The organism is Arenimonas alkanexedens, from assembly GCF_054781355.1.
The window spans coordinates 395,157-416,063 of the sequence record NZ_BAAGUO010000001.1; the positions used below are offsets into that span (position 1 = coordinate 395,157).

At 67.7% G+C, this 20,907-nt stretch carries 13 protein-coding genes and 3 pseudogenes; 11 read left to right on the plus strand and 5 right to left on the minus strand.

The window, feature by feature from the left end:
- Complete coding sequence (locus ACYVGY_RS01825) at positions 1-1,638, minus strand: sensor histidine kinase (protein ID WP_460455781.1); 1,638 nt, start codon at positions 1,636-1,638, stop codon at positions 1-3.
- A 141-nt stretch (positions 1,639-1,779) separates the two neighbouring features.
- On the opposite strand from ACYVGY_RS01825, the gene sucC reads away from it, so the two are divergent.
- From sucC to ACYVGY_RS01840, 3 genes are all read left to right on the plus strand, one after another.
- Positions 1,780-2,940 carry an ADP-forming succinate--CoA ligase subunit beta gene (sucC, locus tag ACYVGY_RS01830; protein ID WP_460455782.1) on the plus strand — a complete coding sequence of 387 codons (1,161 nt, stop codon included), beginning with the start codon at positions 1,780-1,782 and terminating at the stop codon, positions 2,938-2,940.
- 96 nt (positions 2,941-3,036) lie between these two features.
- Positions 3,037-3,912, plus strand: coding sequence for a succinate--CoA ligase subunit alpha (sucD, locus tag ACYVGY_RS01835; RefSeq protein ID WP_460455783.1), 876 nt, complete (start codon positions 3,037-3,039; stop codon positions 3,910-3,912).
- Positions 3,913-3,992: 80 nt separating this feature from the next.
- The gene (locus ACYVGY_RS01840) at positions 3,993-5,624 is read left to right on the plus strand and encodes an NAD+ synthase (protein WP_460455784.1); all 1,632 of its coding nucleotides are present in this window, start codon (positions 3,993-3,995) and stop codon (positions 5,622-5,624) included.
- A gap of 80 nt (positions 5,625-5,704) precedes the next feature.
- Here the strand turns inward: ACYVGY_RS01840 and ACYVGY_RS01845 are convergent, their stop codons facing one another.
- Positions 5,705-6,523: an outer membrane protein assembly factor BamD gene (locus ACYVGY_RS01845; protein WP_460455785.1), complete on the minus strand. Its 819-nt coding sequence runs from the start codon at positions 6,521-6,523 to the stop codon at positions 5,705-5,707.
- Positions 6,524-6,654: 131 nt separating this feature from the next.
- Here ACYVGY_RS01845 and rluD point away from each other — a divergent pair, with 131 nt between their 5' ends.
- The 4 genes from rluD to ACYVGY_RS01865 all read left to right on the plus strand — a co-directional run bounded on the left by rluD (position 6,655) and on the right by ACYVGY_RS01865 (position 12,828).
- Complete coding sequence (gene rluD / locus ACYVGY_RS01850; protein ID WP_460455786.1) at positions 6,655-7,659, plus strand: 23S rRNA pseudouridine(1911/1915/1917) synthase RluD; 1,005 nt, start codon at positions 6,655-6,657, stop codon at positions 7,657-7,659.
- 2 nt (positions 7,660-7,661) lie between these two features.
- On the plus strand, positions 7,662-8,423 hold the full coding sequence (gene pgeF, locus ACYVGY_RS01855; RefSeq protein WP_460455787.1) for a peptidoglycan editing factor PgeF: 762 nt from the start codon (positions 7,662-7,664) through the stop codon (positions 8,421-8,423).
- 184 nt (positions 8,424-8,607) lie between these two features.
- Complete coding sequence (clpB, locus tag ACYVGY_RS01860; protein ID WP_460455788.1) at positions 8,608-11,190, plus strand: ATP-dependent chaperone ClpB; 2,583 nt, start codon at positions 8,608-8,610, stop codon at positions 11,188-11,190.
- A gap of 117 nt (positions 11,191-11,307) precedes the next feature.
- On the plus strand, positions 11,308-12,828 hold the full coding sequence (locus ACYVGY_RS01865; RefSeq protein WP_460455789.1) for a cryptochrome/deoxyribodipyrimidine photo-lyase family protein: 1,521 nt from the start codon (positions 11,308-11,310) through the stop codon (positions 12,826-12,828).
- A gap of 102 nt (positions 12,829-12,930) precedes the next feature.
- Here the strand turns inward: ACYVGY_RS01865 and ybaL are convergent, their stop codons facing one another.
- Entirely contained in the window at positions 12,931-14,613 is a 1,683-nt protein-coding gene (gene ybaL, locus ACYVGY_RS01870) for a YbaL family putative K(+) efflux transporter (RefSeq protein WP_460455790.1), read from the minus strand.
- Positions 14,614-14,699: 86 nt separating this feature from the next.
- On the opposite strand from ybaL, the pseudogene ACYVGY_RS01875 reads away from it, so the two are divergent.
- The 3 pseudogenes from ACYVGY_RS01875 to ACYVGY_RS01885 form a co-directional block, all read left to right on the plus strand.
- Positions 14,700-15,671 (plus strand): annotated as a pseudogene (locus tag ACYVGY_RS01875) (ABC-F family ATP-binding cassette domain-containing protein); the annotation flags it as partial.
- A gap of 75 nt (positions 15,672-15,746) precedes the next feature.
- A pseudogene (locus ACYVGY_RS01880) lies at positions 15,747-16,380 on the plus strand (ATP-binding cassette domain-containing protein); the annotation flags it as partial.
- Positions 16,381-16,442: 62 nt separating this feature from the next.
- Positions 16,443-16,625: pseudogene (locus tag ACYVGY_RS01885) on the plus strand (ABC transporter C-terminal domain-containing protein); the annotation flags it as partial.
- A gap of 67 nt (positions 16,626-16,692) precedes the next feature.
- Here ACYVGY_RS01885 and ggpS read toward each other — a convergent pair.
- Complete coding sequence (gene ggpS, locus ACYVGY_RS01890; protein WP_460455791.1) at positions 16,693-19,074, minus strand: glucosylglycerol-phosphate synthase; 2,382 nt, start codon at positions 19,072-19,074, stop codon at positions 16,693-16,695.
- Positions 19,071-20,324, minus strand: a complete 1,254-nt coding sequence (locus ACYVGY_RS01895; protein WP_460455792.1) for an MFS transporter — start codon at positions 20,322-20,324, stop codon at positions 19,071-19,073. Before ACYVGY_RS01895 ends, ggpS begins: the two co-directional genes overlap by 4 nt.
- 168 nt (positions 20,325-20,492) lie before the next feature.
- Between ACYVGY_RS01895 and ACYVGY_RS01900 the strand changes: the two genes are divergently transcribed.
- A complete protein-coding gene (locus ACYVGY_RS01900) occupies positions 20,493-20,786 on the plus strand; it encodes an FmdB family zinc ribbon protein (RefSeq protein ID WP_460455793.1) in 294 nt (97 codons plus the stop codon).
- The last annotated feature ends 121 nt before the right edge of the window (positions 20,787-20,907 follow it).

Below are 20,907 nucleotides of genomic sequence, written 5' to 3' on the forward strand. Positions count from 1 at the left end.
TCAGGCCAGATCCAGCCGGGCCGGGGCGCCTTCGTCCTGCATCAGGGTCATTCCCGGCGGCAGGATGATGCGGAAGCAGCTGCCACCGCCCGGCACCCGCTGGTAGCTCAGGGTGCACTGGTTGGCCTCGCATAGTTGCTGGGCGATATACAGGCCCAGGCCGGTGCCATGCTCGCTGGTCGTATAGAAAGGCGTGAAAATCTGCTCGGCCACCGCGCTGGGGATGCCGGGGCCGCGATCCACCACGTTCAGTTCCGGCGGGGCGCCCAGCGTCGTGCTGCGCACCGCAACGGTCACCTTCGCCGGCTCGCCGGGCATCCGGCCGTAGGTCAGGGCGTTCTGGACCAGGATGGTCAGCACCTGGTGCAGGTGCCGCGGATCCGCCATGGCCAGGGTGCTGCGTTCGCTGACCGCCTGCAGGATGTCGGTTTCCAGCGGATGGCTGGCGCGGTACTCGTCGACGAAACGGCGGGCGAACTGGCTGATGTCCACGGTTTCGGGCTGCGAGCGCTCGCGTCGCGCCAGGCCCAGGATGTCCTGGACGATGCCGTTCATGCGCTGGCACTGGGTGTGGATGATCTCCAGCAGGCGGCGGTCGGCCTCGGGCAGCTCGGTGGTTTCCTCCAGCAACTGCACGGAATAGTTGATGGCGGCCAGTGGGTTGCGGATTTCGTGGGCGATGCTGGCCGAAAGCCGGCCCAGGGTGGCCAGGGTCAGCTCCTCGGCGCGGTCGGAATAGATCCGGCTGTCGTCGAGGAAGATCAGGAACAGATTGTCGGTCAGGCTCAGCGACACGAAGCGCGGCAGCACCTCGGGGGCGCCTTCGCCCAGGGTCATGGCGCGCGGGATATCGCCCCGGCCCTGCCGCCAAAGCAGCAGGGCGCGGTGCAGTTCCATGGCCACGTCGGCCAACTGCTGCCGGTCCGGCGAAGGCTTGCCCAGCAGGCCCCAGGCGGCTTCGTTGCACACCTTCACCCGGTGGTCGCCGTCCACCACCAGGATGCCGGTGCGCATGCGGCGAATCACCAACTCGTTGATTTCGGCCTGGTTGGCCAGCTCCTCGCCGCGCTTTTCGGCCAGGGCGTGGGATTCCGAAACCTGGCGGCTGAGCAGTTCGCACAGCACCGCCGTGGCCAGGTAGGTGACGCTGAACATCACCGATTCGGCCAGGGGCCGGGCGTTGAGCGGGTCGAAGGCGCGATTGAGCAGGCTGTCGGTCAGCACCAGCGCCGCAGCGGCCATGGCGAAGCCCAGGCCCGCGCGCTGGGTCAGGATCAGGGCGCCGGCACCGACGTTGAACAGCATCAGCAGGGCGATGCCGCCCTGGCTGCCGCTGGTGGTCGCCAGCACGCCGGCCGCGACCAGCAGGTCCACGCTCAGCCCCAGCGCGGCCTGGCGCCGGGGCGTCCAGCCGCTGCGGTAGCTGGCGTAGACCATGGCCAGCGCGACCGCGAAATAGACCACCACGATGCTTCGCAGGATCGTCGGCTCGCGGATCTCCAGCATGAACTCGCCGACGGGGCTGAAGGCCACCAAGGCCAGCAGCGCCGCCTCCAGCACGCGGTAGAGCGTGAAGAAGTAGAGTTCGCGCCGCTGGGGGGAGGCGAGTTGGGACTGTCGGGGGGCAGGGGTCGCCATGGCGCGATTATGCCGGGTTCGCGCCGCGGCCACCCCGGACGGCCGTCCGGACCGGGCCGGCGCTGCCTTTTGCCTTTGCCGGGGGGGTCGGCGACAATACCGCCCCTCGCTCGCGAGTCCTCCCCCAGCACAGGTAGCCGCATGAACTTCCACGAATACCAGGCCAAGCAACTGTTCGCCGACTACGGCATCGCCGTCCCGGCCGGTCGCGTCGCCCGCACCCCTGAAGAAGCCGTGGATGCGGCCAAGGCCATCGGCGGCGACTTCTGGGTGGTCAAGGCCCAGATCCATGCCGGCGGTCGCGGCAAGGCCGGTGGCGTCAAGCTGGCCAAGACCCTGGACCAGGTCCGCGAGTACGCCAAGGGCATGCTCGGCACCAAGATGGTGACCTACCAGACCGCGGGCATCGCGCTGCCGGTCGACACGGTGCTGGTGACCCAGGCCACCGACATCGCCAAGGAACTCTACCTGTCGGTGCTGGTGGATCGCGGTACCCGCTCGATCACCTTCATCGCCTCGGCCGAAGGCGGCATGGAAATCGAACAGGTCGCCGCCGAGAACCCGGACGCGATCAAGACCCTCAACGTCAACTTCGTGCAGGGCCTGCAGCCCTACCAGTGTCGTGAGATGGGCTTCGATCTCGGCCTCACCGCCAAGCAGGTCAACCAGCTCACCAAGATCATGATGGGCCTGTACAAGCTGTTCAACGAGAAGGACCTGGCCCTGGTTGAACTCAACCCGCTGGCCATCCTCACCAATGGCGACCTGGCCGTGCTCGACGGCAAGATCAACTCCGACGACAACGCCACCTTCCGCCACGCCGAGCTGGCCGCGATGCGCGACATCCGCCAGGAAGACGAGACCGAGGTGCTGGCCAGCCAGCATGACCTCAACTACGTGACCATGGACGGCAACATCGGCTGCATGGTCAACGGCGCCGGCCTGGCCATGGCCACCATGGACGTGATTGCCCTCAACGGCGGTTCGCCGGCCAATTTCCTCGACGTCGGCGGCGGCGCCACCAAGGAGCGCGTCACCGAGGCCTTCAAGCTCATCCTGTCGTCCGACAAGGTCAAGGCCATCTTCGTCAACATCTTCGGCGGCATCGTCCGCTGCGACATGATCGCCGAGGGCATCATTGCCGCGGTGAAGGAAGTGGACGTCAAGGTGCCGGTGATCGTGCGCCTCGAGGGCACCAACGTCGAGAAGGGCAAGGAGATCCTCAAGAACTCCGGCCTGGCCATCCAGGCCGCCAACGACATCAACGACGGCGCCAAGCTCGCCGTCGCCGCCGCAGCCTGAGCCACAGACTCCTGTAGGAGGGCCTTCAGGCCCGAAGCCTTTCGCCGAAAAGCTTCGGGCCTGAAGGCCCTCCTACAAAAAACACAGGGATTCGAAATGAGCGTTCTCGTCAACAAGAACACCAAAGTGATCGTCCAGGGCTTCACCGGCCAGCAGGGCACTTTCCACGCCGAGCAGATGCTTGAATACGGCACCAAGGTCGTCGGCGGCGTCACCCCGGGCAAGGGCGGCAGCACCCACATCGGCCTGCCGGTCTTCAACACCGTGCGCGAAGCCGTGGAAGACACCGGTGCCGACGCGTCGGTCATCTACGTGCCGCCGCCGTTCGCGGCCGACGCCATCCTGGAAGCGGCCGACGCCGGCATCCGGGTCATCGTCTGCATCACCGAGGGCATTCCGGTGCTGGACATGCTGCGGGTCAAGAACACCCTGATGGGCTACGACGACGTCGTGCTGATCGGCCCGAACTGCCCCGGCGTGATCACCCCGGGCGAGTGCAAGATCGGCATCATGCCGGGCCACATCCACATGCCGGGCAAGATCGGCATCGTCTCGCGCTCGGGCACGCTGACCTATGAAGCCGTGAAGCAGACCACCGACGCCGGCCTCGGCCAGTCAACCTGCATCGGCATCGGCGGCGACCCGATCAACGGCACCAACTTCATCGACGCGCTCAAGCTCTTCCAGGAAGACCCGCAGACCGAAGGCATCATCCTGGTCGGCGAGATCGGCGGCAGCGCCGAAGAAGAAGCGGCCGAGTTCATCGCCGAGTACGTCACCAAGCCGGTGGTCGGCTTCATCGCCGGCGCCTCGGCTCCGGAAGGCAAGCGCATGGGCCACGCCGGTGCCATCGCCTCTGGCGGCCAGGGCACCGCGGCCGGCAAGTTCGCCGCGCTCGAGAAGGCTGGCGTCACCACGGTCAAGTCGCCTGGCGATCTGGGCGCGGCTATCGCGGCTCGCCTGAAGAAGTAAACTCGCGACATCGATCGACCCGAAGGGCCGCCGCGTGCGGCCCTTCGTCGTTCCAGGACCCCACCATCGGATTGAACCTCATGCCCCGAACGCTACGCATCGCCCTGGCCCAGTTCGATTTCCCGGTGGGCGCCGTTGCGTCGAACGCCCAGCGCATCAAGGCGATGCTGGCCGAAGCGCGCGACGTGCATGGCGCCGATGTCGTGCTGTTCCCGGAGCTTGCGGTGTCGGGCTATCCGCCGGAGGACCTGCTGATGCGGCCGTCCTTCCTGGCGGCCTGCGAGCAGGCGATGCAGGAAATCGCCACCGCCTGCCGCGGCATCGTCGCGGTGGTGGGTTGGCCGCAGTCGGCCGGTTCGGTGGTTTACAACGCGGCCAGCGTGCTGCGTGATGGGCGCATCGACCTGACCTACCGCAAGCGCGAGCTGCCCAATTACGCGGTATTCGACGAGCGCCGTCATTTCGCGGTCGATCCGGACGGCGCGGCCTGCAGCTTCGAGGTCAAGGGCGTGAAAGTGGGCCTGGTGGTCTGCGAAGACCTGTGGTTCGCCGAGCCCATGGCCGAGACCGCCGCGCTGGGTGCTGAGCTGGTGCTGGTGCCGAACGCCTCGCCCTTTGAAAGCGACAAGACCGCCCAGCGCGATGCCTTGCTGGCCCAGCGCGTGCTGGAGTCCGGCGTTGGCCTGGCCTATCTGAACCTGGTGGGCGGTCAGGACGAACTGGTGTTCGACGGTGCCTCGGTGCTTGCCGACGGCGACGGCGAGCTGCACGCCGCCGCGCGCGCCTTTGAAGACCACTGGCTGGTGGCCGATTTCGACGCAGACAGCCGGCGTTTCACCTTGGTTATCTGGCCGGAAGAAGACGACGAAACCCGGGAATCGCTGGCCTATCGCGCCATCGTGCGCGGCATCCGCGACTACTGCGGCAAGAACGGCTTCGACCGGGTCTGGCTGGGCCTTTCCGGCGGCATCGATTCGGGGCTGGTGCTGGCGCTGGCCGTGGACGCGCTGGGCGCCCGCAACGTGGCGGCCGTGCGCCTGCCCTCGCGCTACACCACCGACCTGAGCAACGACTTGGCCGATGAGCAGGCGCGGCTGTTGGGCGTGCGTCTGGAAACGCTCGCCATCGAAGCGCCGTTCAACGGCTTTCTCGCCGCATTGGAGCCGCTGTTCAGCGGTATGGAGCCGGGCATCGCCGAGGAAAACCTGCAGTCGCGCTGCCGCGGCGCACTGATGATGGCGCTGTCGAACAAGTTCGGCGGGATGCTGCTTACCACCGGCAACAAGAGCGAATACGCCGTGGGCTACGCCACCATCTATGGCGACATGTGCGGCGGTTTCGGCCCCATCAAGGACCTGTACAAGACCGAAGTGCAGGCCCTGTGCCGCTGGCGCAATGCGCGCTCACCGGCGATTCCCGAGCAGGTGATCACCCGGGCACCTTCGGCGGAGCTGCGCGACAACCAGACCGACCAGGACTCACTGCCGCCCTACGACATCCTCGACGCCATCCTTTACCGCCATGTGGACCAGGACATGTCGCTGGCCGAGATCGTGGCCGATGGCTATGACCACTACACGGTGGAGCACGTGCTGCAGCTGGTTCGCATCAATGAGTGGAAGCGCCGTCAATCCGCGCCGGGGCCGAAGGTGTCGAAGCGTGCCTTTGGCCGCGAACGCCGCTACCCCATCACCTCGGGCTGGCGCGACTAAAAGCAATGTAGGAGGGCCTTCAGGCCCGAAGCTCTTGGCGAAGAGCTTCGGGCCTGAAGGCCCTCCTACAGGCGTTTTTTTCAGTCGAAGGGGTTGATGCGGCTGATGATGCCGGTGCCGCTCGGCCAGTTCTTACCCTGGGACAGGTAGGGATGCTTGGGGTAGTTCGTCTCCAGCACCTTGCGGGCGTCCGCGGCCAGTTCGGCCTGGCCCAAGGCGACGTAGGACGCCGCCATCAGAGCCAGCGCATCGCCGTCGTGCTCGCTCTGCGGATAGGTCTGCAGCAGATACTTGCCGCGGTTGGCGGCGGCCACGTAGGCGCCACGGCGCAGGTAGTACTGGCCCACGCCCACTTCGTGGCGAGCCAGCAGATTGCGCAGGAACACCATGCGCTGACGCGCGTCCGGAGCGTAGCGGCTGTTCGGATAGCGGCGCACGACGTCGGCGAAGTCGTTCAGGCTCTGCGTCGGCGCGCCCAGGTCGCGGGTGGCCAGGTCCTGGCGCACAAGGCGCAGGATCGCGCTGGAACTGCGGTCGAAGTTGATCAGCGCCTTCAGGTAATAGGCGTAGTCAATGTGCGGATGGGTCGGGTAGGTGCGGATGAAGCGGGTGATCGTGGAGGTCGCCTCCTCGGTCATCGCCAGCTTGTACTGCACATAGGCCAGCTCAATCTGGGCCTGCTCGCTGTATTCACCAAACGGGAAGCGGGCCACCAGGCGCTGGTAGTAGCGGCCGGCGCGGGCATAGTTGCGCCCGTCCAGCGCGTCCTTGGCGCTCGCGTACAGGGCCTCGACCGGCAGTGTCTCGGTTTCGGGGTCCTTGTCGCCAAACCAGCCGCCGACGGTCGAGCAGCTCGTCAGGCCCACGGCCAGCATCAGGATCATGAGAAAACGCGTCATTCCGGGCAGTCGGGTCATCAGGTTCGGCAGGTCAGGGCGCTGAAGGCAGCTAGTTCAGGGATAATACCGGAAAGCCCGCTGTCGCCTCCATGAATGCGACCCCGGGCCCGCCCCGGCCTCACGAGATCCCCATGTCCCAGCCCAATCCGCCAGAAAACGACGACAACGAGCGTGAACTGCTCGAGTCCAGCATCCCGCTGACTTCCGCGGGCCGCCGGTTCGACCAGGTCCTGGCCGAGCTGTTCCCCGATTTTTCCCGCTCCCGCCTCACCGAGTGGATCAAGTCCGGCGACGCCCTGCTCGACGGCCGCCTGGTGAAACCCAAGGAATCCGTGCGCGGCGGTGAGCCGGTCGCGCTTTCGGTCCGGATCGAAGTCGAGACCGGCGAGGCCCTGCCCGAGGACATCCCGCTCGACATCCTCTACGAGGACGAAGACGTGCTGGTGGTGAACAAGCCCGCCGGCCTGGTCGTCCACCCTGGTGCCGGCAATCCGCGCGGCACCCTGGTCAACGCCCTGCTGCATTTCGACGCGCGCCTGTCCGGCCTGCCGCGCGCCGGCATCGTCCACCGCCTGGACAAGGACACCTCGGGCCTGATGGTCGTGGCGCGGACGCTGCGCGCCCATACCTCGCTCGTGGAGCAGCTTTCGGGTCGCGAAGTGCACCGACAGTACCTGGCGGTGGTGCAGGGCACCCTGGTGGCGGGCACCACCATCAACGCCTCCATTGGCCGCCACCCCACCGATCGCGTCCGCATGGCCGTGGTCAAGGAAGGTGCGCCGGGGCGTGACGCCATCACCCACTATCGGGTCCGTGAGAAATTCCGGTCCCACACGCTGGTGGAATGCCGTTTGGAAACCGGCCGCACCCACCAGATCCGCGTGCACATGGCCCATGTCCGGCACCAGATTGTGGGTGATCCACTCTACGGCGGCTCGTTCCGGCTGCCCAAGGCCGCCACCGAAGAGCTGGTGGCGCGCCTGCACGGTTTCCGTCGTCAGGCCCTGCACGCCGAGAAGCTGAGTTTCCGGCATCCGGCCAGCGGCGAGATGCTGACCACCGAGGCGCCGATGCCCGACGACATGCAGGGCCTGGTGCTCGACCTGCGCGTCGACACCGCCGCCGCCAAGAAATAAGCATGGTCCCGGCCTCGGCCTGGCGCGAAGCCACCTGGCCGGTACCGGCCCGGGTGCGTGGTGGCACCAGCCTGCGCGGTGGCGACGGCCTGTCGCCGCCGCCTTTCGATCGGCTTAACCTGGGACTGCGCTGCGGGGATGACCCCGCCCTGGCGCGTGCCAATCGCGCGCGACTGGCGCAATGGCTGCAGCTGCCCTCGGCCCCGCACTGGCTGGACCAGGTCCACGGCAGCGCCGTATTCCGCTGCGAAGCGCCGCCGGCACTGGCCGAGGAGGCCGAACCGGTGGCAGACGCCGCAATCACCGCCACGCCCGGCGTGGTGCTGGCGATCCTGACCGCCGACTGCTTGCCGGTCCTGTTCGCCGCTCGAAACGGCACTGAGATCGGCGCCGCCCACGCCGGCTGGCGTGGCCTGGCGGGCGGTGTGCTGGAAGCCACCGTCGCCGCGATGACCACGCCCGCCACCGAGCTCGTAGCCTGGCTGGGCCCGGGGGCCGGTCCGCTGGCCTATGAAGTCGGCCCCGAGGTGCGCGAGGCGTCCCTGGCCCAGGATCCAGCCGCTGCGATCGCCTTCGTGCCTACCCGGCCCGGTCATTGGCGGGTCGACCTGTATGCGCTGGCCCGGCGGCGGCTCGCAGCCGTGGGCTTGCGCGAGGTGCATGGCGGCGGCGAATGCACCCTCAGCGATCCGGCGAACTACTTCTCGCATCGTCGCGACGGCCGCAGCGGCCGGATGGCGACCCTGGCCTGGCTGGCGGACTGAACGGCAGCCATTCCTTGCCCCGCCGGATGCACTTCCCGGCGGCGACGTGGCCGGGTCCGGGCACCGGCCCGGGTGCCGGGAAATGCCGCGGCGCCGCGCTTCGCTTGAAACGGCCATGCCGGGACGCCATTTGGGTGTCATACGGGCGGCAATCCGCTGCCCCGGAATCCCAAGGGGCTCCCCGATGCGAATGGACAAACTCACCTCGCGTTTCCAGCAGGCGCTGAGCGACGCACAGTCGTTGGCCGTGGGCCGCGACCACAATCTGATCGAACCGCTGCACCTGATGATCGCCCTGCTCGACCAGCAGGGCGGCAGCACCCGACCTCTGCTGGCCCGGGCCGGCGTGAATGCCGCGGCCCTGCGCCAGCGCCTCGGCGAGGGCTTGGACAAGTTGCCCAAGGTCAGCGGACAAGCCGGCGAGGTCTCGCTGGGCAACGACCTGGGGCGCCTGCTGAACGTCTGCGACAAGCTGGCCCAGCAGCGCGGCGATGGTTTCATCGCCAGCGAACTGTTCGTGCTGGCGGCACTCGATGACAAGGGCGCGCTGGGCCAGGCGCTCAAGGCCAGCGGGGCGCAGAAAGCCACGCTGGAGACGGCGATCGAGGCGCTGCGCGGCGGCGAGAAGGTTGACGACGCCAACGCCGAGGAAAACCGCCAGGCGCTGGAGAAGTACTGCATTGATCTCACCGCCCGGGCCGAGGCCGGCAAGCTTGATCCGGTGATCGGTCGCGATGAGGAAATCCGCCGCACGATCCAGGTGCTGCAGCGGCGCACCAAGAACAACCCTGTGCTGATCGGCGAGCCCGGCGTCGGCAAGACTGCGATCGTCGAGGGCCTGGCCCAGCGCATCATCCATGGCGAAGTGCCCGAGGGGCTGCGCAATCGTCGCGTGCTGTCGCTGGACATGGGCGCGCTGATCGCCGGTGCGAAATTCCGCGGTGAGTTCGAGGAGCGGCTCAAGGCCGTGCTCAGCGATCTGTCGAAGCAGGAAGGCACCGTCATATTGTTCATTGACGAGCTGCACACCATGGTCGGCGCCGGCAAGGCCGAGGGCTCGATGGATGCCGGCAACATGCTCAAGCCCGCGCTGGCCCGCGGCGAGCTGCACTGCATCGGCGCCACCACGCTGGATGAGTACCGCAAGTACGTCGAGAAGGATGCCGCGCTCGAGCGACGTTTCCAGAAGGTGTTCGTGGGCGAGCCTTCGGTGGAGGACACCATCGCCATCCTGCGCGGCCTCAAGGAGCGCTACGCGGTGCACCACGGCGTCGAGATCACCGACCCGGCTATCGTCGCCGCGGCCACCCTGTCGCATCGCTACATCGCCGACCGGCAACTGCCCGACAAGGCCATCGATCTGATGGACGAGGCGGCTTCGCGTATCCGCATGGAAATCGACTCCAAGCCCGAGGAGATGGATCGCAAGGAGCGCCGCCTGATCCAGCTCAAGATCCAGCGCGAGGCGCTCAAGAAGGAAAAGGACAGCGAGTCGAAGCAGCGCCTGGCCGATCTCGAGGCGGAGATCAGTACGCTGGAGCGTGAGTTCAACGACCTCGAGGAAATCTGGAAGGCCGAGAAGGCCACGCTGACCGCCGCCACCCGCGTCAAGGAACAGCTCGAGCAGGCGCGACTGGCGCTGGATGCCGCGCACCGCCAGCAGGATTTCGCCAAGGCCAGCGAGCTTCAGTACGGCCGTATCCCCGAGCTGGAGAAGCAGCTGGCCTCGGCCCAGGCGGTCGAGACCCAGGGCTTCCAGCTGCTGCAGGACAAGGTGACAGCCGAGGAAATCGCCGAGGTGGTTGCGCGCTGGACCGGCATTCCGGTCAGCAAGATGCTCGAGGGCGAGCGCGAGAAGCTGCTCAAGATGGAGGATGCGCTGCACCAGCGCGTGATCGGCCAGCATGAGGCGGTGAAAGCCGTTTCCGACGCGATTCGCCGCAGCCGCGCCGGCCTGTCCGATCCGGACCGCCCCAACGGCAGCTTCCTGTTCCTGGGCCCGACCGGCGTCGGCAAGACCGAGCTGTGCAAGGCGCTGGCTGGCTTCCTGTTCGACACTGAGGACGCCATGGTGCGCATCGACATGAGCGAGTTCATGGAGAAGCACTCCGTGGCCCGCCTGATCGGCGCGCCGCCGGGCTACGTGGGTTACGAGGAAGGTGGCTACCTCACCGAGGCCGTGCGCCGCCGGCCCTACAGCGTGCTGTTGCTCGACGAGGTCGAGAAAGCGCATCCGGATGTGTTCAACATCCTGCTGCAGGTGCTCGACGATGGTCGTCTGACGGATGGTCAGGGCCGCACGGTGGATTTCCGCAACACCGTGATCGTGATGACTTCCAACCTCGGCAGCCAGCACATCCAGGAGCTAAGCGGCGAGGGCGATGCCGCCTATGTGCAGATGAAAGCGGAGGTGATGGGTGCGGTGCAGGCGCATTTCCGGCCGGAGTTCATCAACCGGCTCGATGAGATCGTGGTCTTCCATCCGCTGGGGCGTGAGCAGATCCAGTCCATCGCCCGGATCCAGACCGCCTACCTGTCCAAGCGCCTGGCCGAGCGGCAGATCAAGCTCGAGATCGATGATGCGGCGGTGGCGCTGCTGGGCAATATCGGCTTCGACCCGGTCTACGGTGCGCGGCCGCTCAAGCGCGCGATCCAGCAGCAGCTTGAGAACCCGCTGGCCCAGAAGATCCTCGGCGGCGAGTTCGGCCAGGGTGACACGGTGAAGGTGACGGTCGACGGCAGCAGCCTGGCCTTCGTCCGCACCTGACCCCCCAGTTCTGTCTCCCTGTAGGAGGGCCTTCAGGCCCGAAGCCCTTCGCCAAAAAGCTTCGGGCCTGAAGGCCCTCCTACAAGGGGTTCACGGCGGCTCGGGCAGGCTTCCTAGATGCCTGTCCACCTCGTCTGGTTCAAACGCGACTTACGCACCCACGACCACGCACCCCTGTGCGCTGCAGCCGCGCGCGGCCCCGTGTTGCCGCTGTACGTGGCGGAGCCCGGCTATTGGCTACAGCCTGACGCCAGTGGCCGGCAATGGGCCGCGACGGCCGAAGCACTGGCGGAGTTGCGCGATGACCTCGGGCGTCTGGGCCAGCCGCTGTGCGTTCGAACCGGCGACGTGATTGAGCAATTCGAGCGCATCCATCGCGAGCACGGAATCGCCGGTCTCTGGTCGCACGAGGAAACCGGCAACGACTGGACCTACGCGCGCGATCGCCGGGTTGGTGCCTGGGCTCGGGCGCGCGGTATTCCCTGGCATGAGGTCCCGAGCGGCGGTGTCCAGCGACGACTGCGGCATCGCAATGGCTGGGCGGCGGAATGGGAGCGCCGGATGGCCCCCGCACCGATGGCCGAACCCATGCTCGCGCCGCTCGTGGCCGACCTGGGCGAGATCCCGAACGCGCAGGCCTTGGGCCTGGCGGCCGACCCGTGTCCGGGCCGTCAGCGCGGCGGCCGTCGGCGCGGCGAGCGGGCGCTGCAGACTTTCCTCGCGGGTCGCGGCACGGGCTACATGCGCGGCATGAGCAGCCCGGCCACGGCCGAAACGCGTTGCTCGCGTTTCTCGCTGGCCTTGGCGACCGGCGCGCTGTCGCTGCGCGAGGTGGTGCATGGCGTGCGCGCCGCGCGCGGCGAGGGCAGCCCCGTCCCCGCTCGCGACCTCGCCTCGCTGGAAAAACGCCTGCACTGGCACTGTCATTTCATCCAGAAGCTCGAAAGCGAGCCGGAGATCGAATTCCGCAACGTGCATCGAGGCTTCGATGGCCTGCGCGAAGACGACTTCAACCGCGAGTGGTTCGGCGCCTGGCAGCGCGCCGAGACCGGCTGGCCATTCGTAGACGCCTGCCTGCGCTCCCTGCAGCAAACCGGCTGGCTGAACTTCCGCATGCGGGCGATGCTGGTGTCGATCAGCAGCTATCACCTCTGGCTGCATTGGCCCGAACCCGCCCGCCAGCTGGCGCGTTGGTTCACCGACTACGAGCCCGGCATCCACTATCCGCAGGTGCAAATGCAGGCCGGCGTCACCGGCATCAATATTCCGCGCATGTACAACCCGGTGAAGCAGTCGCAGGACCAGGATCCGCAGGGCGCGTTTATCCGGCGCTGGCTACCCGAACTCGTGAGCGTACCCGACGCCTGGATCCACACGCCCTGGCAGATGGGCGCCGCCCAGCAGCGTGCCGCGGGGCTGCGCCTGGGCGAAACCTATCCGAATCCTATCCGCGACCATGAACAGGCGGCGCGCGAAGCGCGCGCCAGGCTGACCGCATGGAAGCGCGCCTACGTGGCCCGCGAAGAAAGCCAGCGCGTGTTCGAAAAGCACGGCAGCCGCAAGCGCCAGCCGCAACGGGGACGCCAAAAAACAAGCTCCCCGCCACCCGCGCCCGCCGAGCAGGGCGACCTGTTCTAGCCAGCCCATGTAGGAGGGCCTTCAGGCCCGAAGCTTTTCCCCAAAGAGCTTCGGGCCTGAAGGCCCTCCTACAGGGAGAGTCGGGCGCAGGAAGTGCGCGGGTCAGGCGCGGTGTTGGCGGAAGGGCGGGGCCGAGAGCGCCATCTCGGCCATGCTGTGGGCCAGCTCTTTCTCGGCCAGTACCGCGCCGTCGGCACCGTGCTTGATCAGGTGCTTGACCTCGGCGTCGCTGTGGGCGCGCGCCAGGATGGTCAGGCCCGCGTTCAATGCGCGCAGCCTGGCCACCACTTCGCCGGCCTCCAGCGCCTGAGGAATCGCCAGTACTACCAGCAGTGCGCCTGTGGGCGCCGCCTCGTCCAGCACTCGGTGGCTGGCGGCGTTGCCGCGAATGGCGGGGAAGCCTGCATCGCGCGCCGCGTGCACCAGGTCGGCGTCGTCATCAATCACCACCAGCGGTACCGCGCGCTCGCGCAGCAGCTTGGCGATTTCGCTGCCGACCCGGCCATAGCCGACCAGGATGGCGTGGCCTTCAGTGGGCAGGGGAGGTCCGGGCCGCCGTGGGGGTGCGGCCGGTGCCGGAGCCGCTTGAGCCGCGCGCCTGGCCTCGAGGCGGTCGAGCGCGGCGAAGATCAGCGGGTTGGCGATGATCGAAAGCAGTGCGCCCGCCAGCACCAGGTCGCGACCTTCCTCGGGCAGGATTGCCAGCGACACGCCCAGGCTGGCCAGGATGAAAGAGAACTCGCCAATTTGCGCCAGGCTGGCCGAGATGGTCAGCGCCGTGCTGCTGGGGTGTCCGAACGCGCGCACGATCACATAGGCCGCCAGCGACTTGCCCACGGTGATGATCAGGAAGGTGGCGAGCACTGGTAGCGGCTGCTCGACCAGGATCATCGGGTCGAACAGCATGCCGACGGCAACGAAGAACAGCACCGCGAACGCATCGCGCAGCGGCAGCGAATCCGAGGCGGCTTTATGGCTCAGGTCGCCGTTGAGCAGCATGCCAGCGAAGAACGCGCCCAAAGCAAACGAGACCCCGAACAGCTTGGCCGAACCGAAGGCCACGCCCAGCGCGATCGCCAGCACGCTGAGCGTAAACAGCTCGCGCGAACCGAATCCGGCGACCCGCTCGAGCAGCCACGGAATCGCGCGCTTGCCCACCACCAGCATCAGCGCCACAAAGGCGCCGACTTTGAGCAGCGTCCAGCCGAGCGAGCCCAGCACGGCGCTCAGGCTCAATTCGCCGGCCTCGGCGCCGGTGCCCAGCGATTCGGCCAGCGCCGGCAGCAGCACCAGTGCCACCACCATCACCAGGTCTTCGACGATCAGCCAGCCCACGGCGATGCGGCCGCGCCGGGTTTCCAGCAGGCGCCGGTCCTCCATCGCCCGCAGCAGCACCACGGTGCTGGCTACCGACAGCGCCAGCCCGAACACCACGCCCTGCAGCGTCGGCCAGCCCATCAACCAGGCCAGGCCCCAGCCCAGCACCGTCGCGACCGTGATCTGGACCGCGGCGCCGGGTATGGCGATCGTCTTTACATCCAGCAGGTCCTCGACCGAGAAGTGCAGACCTACGCCGAACATCAGCAAGATCACGCCGATCTCGGACAGTTCCAGAGCCAGGTCCGGATCAGCCACGAAGCCCGGAGTGAAGGGTCCGACCAGGATGCCGGCCACCAGATACCCCACGATCGGCGACAGGCGCATGCGGTGCGCCAGGGTCCCCAGAATGAAGGCCAGCACCAGGCCGACGGCAAGCAGGGCGATCAGGGGGGTGTCATGGGGCATCGGCAGTCCTCTGGATGGGGCGTCCACGGCCCGGGGGCACATGGACCCGCCTGATAGACTACCCGACCCTTGCTTCAGCCCACGTCATGATCGCCTTCCGCAATTTCGCCCTCCGTCGAGGCGAACGCCTCCTGCTCTCCCAAGTTGATCTCAGCCTGCACGCCGGCTGGCGGATTGGCGTCATCGGCCGCAACGGCTGCGGCAAGTCCAGCCTGTTCGCCGCGGTCATGGGCGAGGTAGAAGCCGACCTGGGCGACATCGACCTGCCGGGCAAGGTGCGCATCGCCAGCGTGGCCCAGGAAACCCCGTCGCTGCCCGACGCCGCCATCGACTTCGTGCTGTCCGGCGACACCGAAGTGCACGCCATCCTGCAGGCCGAGGCCGCCGCCATGGCCGCCGAGGACTGGGACGCGGTAGCCAACGCCCACCAGCGCCTGGCCGAGATCAACGGCTATGACGCCACCGCGCGTGCCGGCAAGCTCCTGCACGGCCTTGGCTTCCCGGCCGATACCCACGGCCGCGCCGTGTCTTCGTTCTCCGGCGGCTGGCGCGTGCGCCTGAACCTGGCCAAGGCGCTGATGATGCCTTCGGACCTGCTGCTGCTCGATGAGCCGACCAACCATCTCGACCTCGATGCCGTGCTGTGGCTTGAGGCCTGGCTGCTCAAGTACCCGGGCACGCTGCTGATGATCTCGCACGACCGCGAGTTCCTCGACGGCGTCAGCACCCACACCCTGCACCTGCACGACGGTCGGGCAAAGCTCTACGTCGGCGACTACACCAGCTTCGAGCGCCAGCGCGCCGAGCACCTGCGCCAGCAGCAGATCGCCCACGAGAAATCCCAGGCCGAACGCGCCCATCTGCAGAGCTTCGTCGACCGCTTCAAGGCCCAGGCCAGCAAGGCCCGGCTGGCGCAGAGCCGCATGAAGCGCCTGGCCAAGATGGCCGGCACCGAAGCCGTGCGCGCCGAGCGCAGCTTCCGCATCCAGTTCACCGACCCCGCGCGCCTGCCGCATTCGCTGATCCGCCTCAACCACGTCGACGCCGGCTACGCCGCTGTAGGAGGGCCTTCAGGCCCGAAGCCGTTCGCCGAAAGCTTCGGGCCTGAAGGCCCTCCTACAGAGGTCGTGAAGATCCTGGGCGACGTGGGCTTTGGCCTCGAGGCCGGTGATCGCGTTGGCCTGCTGGGCCCCAATGGCGCGGGCAAGTCCACCCTGGTCAAGACCCTGGTGGGCGAACTGCAGCTGCTGGCCGGCGAGCGGGTCGCGCATCCGGACTTGCGCATCGGTTACTTCGCCCAGCACACGGTCGAGAGCCTGCACGAGGGCCAAAGCCCGCTGTGGCACCTCAAGGAGCTGGCGCCCAATGCTGGTGAGCAGGTGCTGCGCAGCTTCCTGGGCCGCTGGAATTTTGTCGGTGATCGCGCGTTCGAATCGGTGGACGGGTTCTCGGGCGGTGAGCGCGCACGTCTGGCGCTGGCCCTGATCGCCTACCTCGAGCCCAACGTCCTGCTGCTCGACGAACCGACCAACCATCTCGATCTGGACATGCGCGAGGCGCTGGCGGAAGCGCTCAGCGATTTCCCCGGCGCCATCGTGCTGGTCTCGCACGATCGCCACCTGATCGGCCTGGTTTGCGAAACCTTCTGGCGCGTGGCCGATGGCAAGGTCGAAGCCTTCAACGGTGACCTGGACGAATACGCAGCCTGGCTGCGCAGTCGCAACAACGAGCCGCGCACCGCCAAGCCGGCGGCCGTGGCCAAGCCGGCGCCGGTCGCCAAGCCCGTGCGCAGCAAGCACGAGGCCGACGCGGCGGCCAAGCGGCTGCAGCAGGTGGAGGCGCGGATCGCCACGCTTCAGGGCGAGCTTGATGCGCTCGAGGCGCAGCTGGCCGATCCCGCCATTTACGGCAACGACGGCGGCATCGAGGTCGCCCAGCTGGCCCAGCGGCAGGGCGAACTGGCCAAGGAAAAAGATCTGCTCGAGTCCGAATGGCTTGAACTGGCGGACTGAGTCCGCCGGTTGATTGCAGCCGCCGCGCCCGACCATGCGCCCCCGCAGCGGGCGCAGGCGGGGTGGATCAGGCCCGGGCGACACCCTCGTCGTGCTGGCTGCGGCCGCTGGCCTGGGCCAGGCTCGCGCCGACGCTGAGCTTGGCTTTCGCGCTCGGCGGATGTCCCGAGCCGCGCACGGCGGCCAGGAAGTCCCGGCCCCAGCGGTCCACGTCATAGTTCTCGACGATGCCGTAAAGCTGGCGCAGGCGACCTTCGGCTTCGTCGGGATCCATGGCCAGGGCCTGGCCAAGCGCGGCCGTGAGGTCGGCGGGATCATGCGGGTTGGTCAACACCGCGCCTTTCATCTCGGCCGCGGCGCCGGCGAACTCCGACAGCACCAGCACGCCCTTGCCGCCCTCGATGCCCTGGGTGGCGACAAACTCCTTGGCCACCAGGTTCAGGCCGTCACGCAGCGGCGTGATCCACATCACGTCGGCGGCGGCATAGTGCGCCACCACTTCTTCGAACGGCAGCGGGCGCGCGAAGAAGCGCACCGGCGTCCAATCCAGGCGCGAGAAGCGACCGTTGATGCGGCCCACGGCCTGTTCGATCTGGGTCTGCAGCTCGCGATAGATCGTCATTTCCTTGGCGGCCGGCACGCAGACCATCACCAGGGTGACCTTGCCCTGCAGCTGCGGCTGGGCTTCGAGCAGGCGATCGAAAGCCTCGAGCTTCTCCAGCGTGCCCTTGGTGTAGTCGAGGCGTTCGATCGACAGCACGAGCTTGCGCGGGCTGATCTCGCGGCGGAGTTTTTCCGCACCGCTGCGGACGCTGGGCTGTGCCAGTGCGTCGCGGATCCGGCCCAGGTCGGTGCCGACCGGGTGGGCACCCAGGCCGACTTCGCGATCACCGACCCGCAGGCGCGTGGTCATGGTGTCCAAGCCGACCGCGCAGCCGTAGGTCAGGAAGCGTGGCGCGCAGCCCTGGCGCTCCAGCGTCTCGGTCGGCATGGCGCCGCGCACCACGTCGACAAAGTTTTCGACCTGGCGCGGGATGTGGAAGCCGATGTAATCGCAGCTGAGCAGGCTGCCCAGGATCTCGCGACGCCAGGGCACCACGTTGAAGATGTCGGCCGACGGGAAGTACGTGTGGTGGAAGAAGGCGATCTTCAGGTCCGGGCGCAGTTCGCGCAGTCGCGCCGGAACCATCCACAGGTTGTAGTCGTGCAGCCAGACCGTGGCGCCGTGCGCCGCCTCGGCGGCGGCGGCTTCGGCGAAGCGGCGGTTGACCTTCAGGAACACCTTCCAGTCTTCCTCGCAGAAGCGCGCGCGCTCCCAGAACGTGTGCAGCATCGGCCAGAAGGCTTCTTTCGAGAAACGCTTGTAGAAGGCGTCCACCTCGTCCTTCGACAGCGGCACCCGCGCGGCGGTGAGGTTCGGGTAGCGATCCACGTCCACCGGCGTGCGTGCCTCGAAGCCTTCACGCTTGGCGTCGTCCAGGGTCCAGGCCACCCACGAACCGGCCTGGCCGCCGGCGAAGAAGCTCAGCAGGCTGGGGATGATGCCGTTGGGCGATGTCGGGCGGCGGCGCACCAGTCGGCCGTCCTCGAATGACTCCTCGAACGGCATGCGGTGGTAGACCATCACCAGGTCCGATTCGCCGGCGCGCCCGGGTGCCGGTACCGCCACGTGGGGATCGTTGGCGTGCAGCAGGTCGAAGGTTTCGATGGCCTCGAGGATGCCGCCGCAGCCCGCCTCGCTGGCATGCAGGACGTGTTCGTAGCGCAGCGTGGCTTCCAGCAGTGCGGGTTCGGAAAGCCCGACGCACACGCCATTGAAGCCGGCTTCGTACATCGAAAGATCATTGAGTGTGTCGCCGGCGACCAGGATGCGATCCAGCGGCAGGTCCAGCTGCGCGGCCAGGGCCTGCAGGGTGCGGCCCTTGTCGGTGCGCGGCGGCAGGATGTCGAGGTAACGATCAGCGGAATACAGCACCGCGCAGCCGAGCGCGCGCGCGGCGTCTTCGATCGCCTCGCGCTGCGGGGCAAGCGTCGCGGGCTCGCAGAAATAGGAGCAGCGTCGTTCCTGAGGCACGTCCTGGCGATGCAGGCCGGTAAAGCCGCGCATGGCGTTGGCGACGGCGTGTTCGCCGGGCCAGCGGGCGTCAATGTCCGACTGCAGCGGCTGCAGGGGCTGCAGCGTGCGGCCGTCCACGACGGTCGCGCCGACATCGCAGATCAGGTAGTCCGGACGCGGTAGCGACGGGTCGGACAGCAGCGGGATCACGGCTTCGAGGCTGCGGCCGGTGACCCAAACCAGGCGGATGTGCGGGTGGCTGTCCACCAGTTGGTACAGGCGCTGGCGGTGGCCCGGTTCGCCGGCGAGGAAGGTGCCGTCGAGATCGGTCGCCAGGACCAGCAGGGGTGATTCGGGATGAGGTGCGGCGTTTTTTGTTTTCTGATTGCTCAATGTTTTTCCTGGGTAGCGGGAATCGGAGGGGTTTCGGTTTCAGGCAGCAGTTCCAGCGCGGCAGGCGTGGTACGCAGCATGGGATGGAAGGGCGTGGGGTGGCGGTGCGGGCGGCGGTTGAGCGCGAGCCGGGCGACCAGGAACAGGGCCAGCGTTGCCAGCACCGCCGCGAAATAGGCGGGCAGGGCGCTGGCGCCGAAGCGCGCCATCAGCTCGCCGGCGATGCTCGGCCCGAGCATGGCGCCGATGCCGTGGACCAGCAGCAGGCTGGAGCAGCCCGACAGCAGGTCTTCGCTGGGCAGCGTGTCGAGCATATGCGCGACGCTCATCGGGTAGATCGAGAACGCCAGCCCGCCGAACGCGAAGAACAGCGCGTAGATCCAGCTCGCGCTCCATCCCGCGACCGGCAGCGCCAGCAGCGCGACGCCGGCCGCGGCGGCGCAGGCCAGCGCCAGACCGATCCGGCGATCCAGGCGGTCCGACAGCCGGCCCAGCGGCCACTGCAGCAGGGCGCCACCGAGGATGGTGGCCACCATGAAGTGCGAGACCCCGCTGCGATCCAGGCCGATTTGCCCGGCGTAGACCGGGGCCAGGCCCCAGAACGCGCCCATGGCCAACCCTGAGAAGCCCGCCGACAGGGTGGCCGCCGGCGCCACCGCATACAGCCGGCGCAGTCCCAGCCGGGCATTGGGCGGGAAGGTCGGCTGCGCCAGTCGGGTCAGGGTGACCGGAAGCGCCGATGCGCAGATCAGGATGGCGACCAGGCTGAAGAGCATGAAGTCGCCGTCCACGCCCAGCCCCAGCAGCATCTGGCCCAGGGCCAGGGCGCCGAGGTTCACGGCCATGTAGAGCGCGAATATGCGGCCCCGCATCGCCGGATTGGGCTGGGTGTTGAGCCAACTCTCGATCACCGTATACAGCGTCACCAATGCCACGCCGGTAATCACCCGCAGGCCGAACCAGGCCACCGGATGCAGCCACATCGGGTGCAGCAGCACTGCGATCGCGGCCAGGCCGGTGCAGAAAGCGAAGGTGCGGACATGACCGATGCGGCGGATCAGGGGCGGCGCCAGGAAGGTGCCGCCCAGAAAACCGGCGAAGTATCCGGACATCACCAGGCCCAGGGTTTGCTCGTCGAAGCCCTCGAGCCCGCCGCGCACCGCCAATAGCGTGCCCAGCAGCCCGCTGCCGGTCAGCAGCAGGGCTACGCCCGCCAACAGGGCGGAGAGGGGGAGGACAGTACGGATCATGGGGTCGCCGGTTCAAATCAGCCGGAGATTGTAACATATTGATATGAATGGGAAAAATATCCAAGCTTCAGTCACTTGCGGCGCTTTGGCCGCGATCGGGCTTGAACTGGCGGCGCCGATGCCCGTTAATTCGCGCATTCGGCCCCCGGCCGCACGAGCCTTCGCGACATGCCTATCTACGCCTTCGGCTGCGGCCACTGCGGCCACGCCTTCGAACGACTGCAAAAACTCTCGGACCCGGATCCGACCGATTGCCCGGAATGCGGCCAGGCCCAGGTGCGGCGCCAGCTGACCGCGCCCAGCTTCCGCCTGGCCGGCGCGGGCTGGTACGAGACCGATTTCAAGAAAGACGGCGACAAGAAGCGCAACCTCGCCGACGGCGGCGCCAAGCCCGAGCCGGCGGCCAAGACCGAGCCGGCCGCCAAGCCGGCTGACAGCAAACCCACGCCCGCCGCCGACTGAGTCCGTTGCCGGCCGCGCCTCGGTCGGGGTAGGGTCGGGGCATGAAGACCCCCATCCGTTTCGTAAGCCTGCTCGTTCCCGCCGTCCTGCTGGTCGCCTGTGCCGGCCAGGAGGCCTCCCG

Coding starts and splice junctions, on each gene's coding strand:
- ACYVGY_RS01825 (WP_460455781.1), bottom strand. CDS start 1,638: ATGGCGACCCCTGCCCCCCGACAGTCCCAACTCGCCTCCCCCCAGCGG.
- sucC (WP_460455782.1), top strand. CDS start 1,780: ATGAACTTCCACGAATACCAGGCCAAGCAACTGTTCGCCGACTACGGC.
- sucD (WP_460455783.1), top strand. CDS start 3,037: ATGAGCGTTCTCGTCAACAAGAACACCAAAGTGATCGTCCAGGGCTTC.
- ACYVGY_RS01840 (WP_460455784.1), top strand. CDS start 3,993: ATGCCCCGAACGCTACGCATCGCCCTGGCCCAGTTCGATTTCCCGGTG.
- ACYVGY_RS01845 (WP_460455785.1), bottom strand. CDS start 6,523: ATGACGCGTTTTCTCATGATCCTGATGCTGGCCGTGGGCCTGACGAGC.
- rluD (WP_460455786.1), top strand. CDS start 6,655: ATGTCCCAGCCCAATCCGCCAGAAAACGACGACAACGAGCGTGAACTG.
- pgeF (WP_460455787.1), top strand. CDS start 7,662: ATGGTCCCGGCCTCGGCCTGGCGCGAAGCCACCTGGCCGGTACCGGCC.
- clpB (WP_460455788.1), top strand. CDS start 8,608: ATGCGAATGGACAAACTCACCTCGCGTTTCCAGCAGGCGCTGAGCGAC.
- ACYVGY_RS01865 (WP_460455789.1), top strand. CDS start 11,308: ATGCCTGTCCACCTCGTCTGGTTCAAACGCGACTTACGCACCCACGAC.
- ybaL (WP_460455790.1), bottom strand. CDS start 14,613: ATGCCCCATGACACCCCCCTGATCGCCCTGCTTGCCGTCGGCCTGGTG.
- ACYVGY_RS01895 (WP_460455792.1), bottom strand. CDS start 20,324: ATGATCCGTACTGTCCTCCCCCTCTCCGCCCTGTTGGCGGGCGTAGCC.
- ACYVGY_RS01900 (WP_460455793.1), top strand. CDS start 20,493: ATGCCTATCTACGCCTTCGGCTGCGGCCACTGCGGCCACGCCTTCGAA.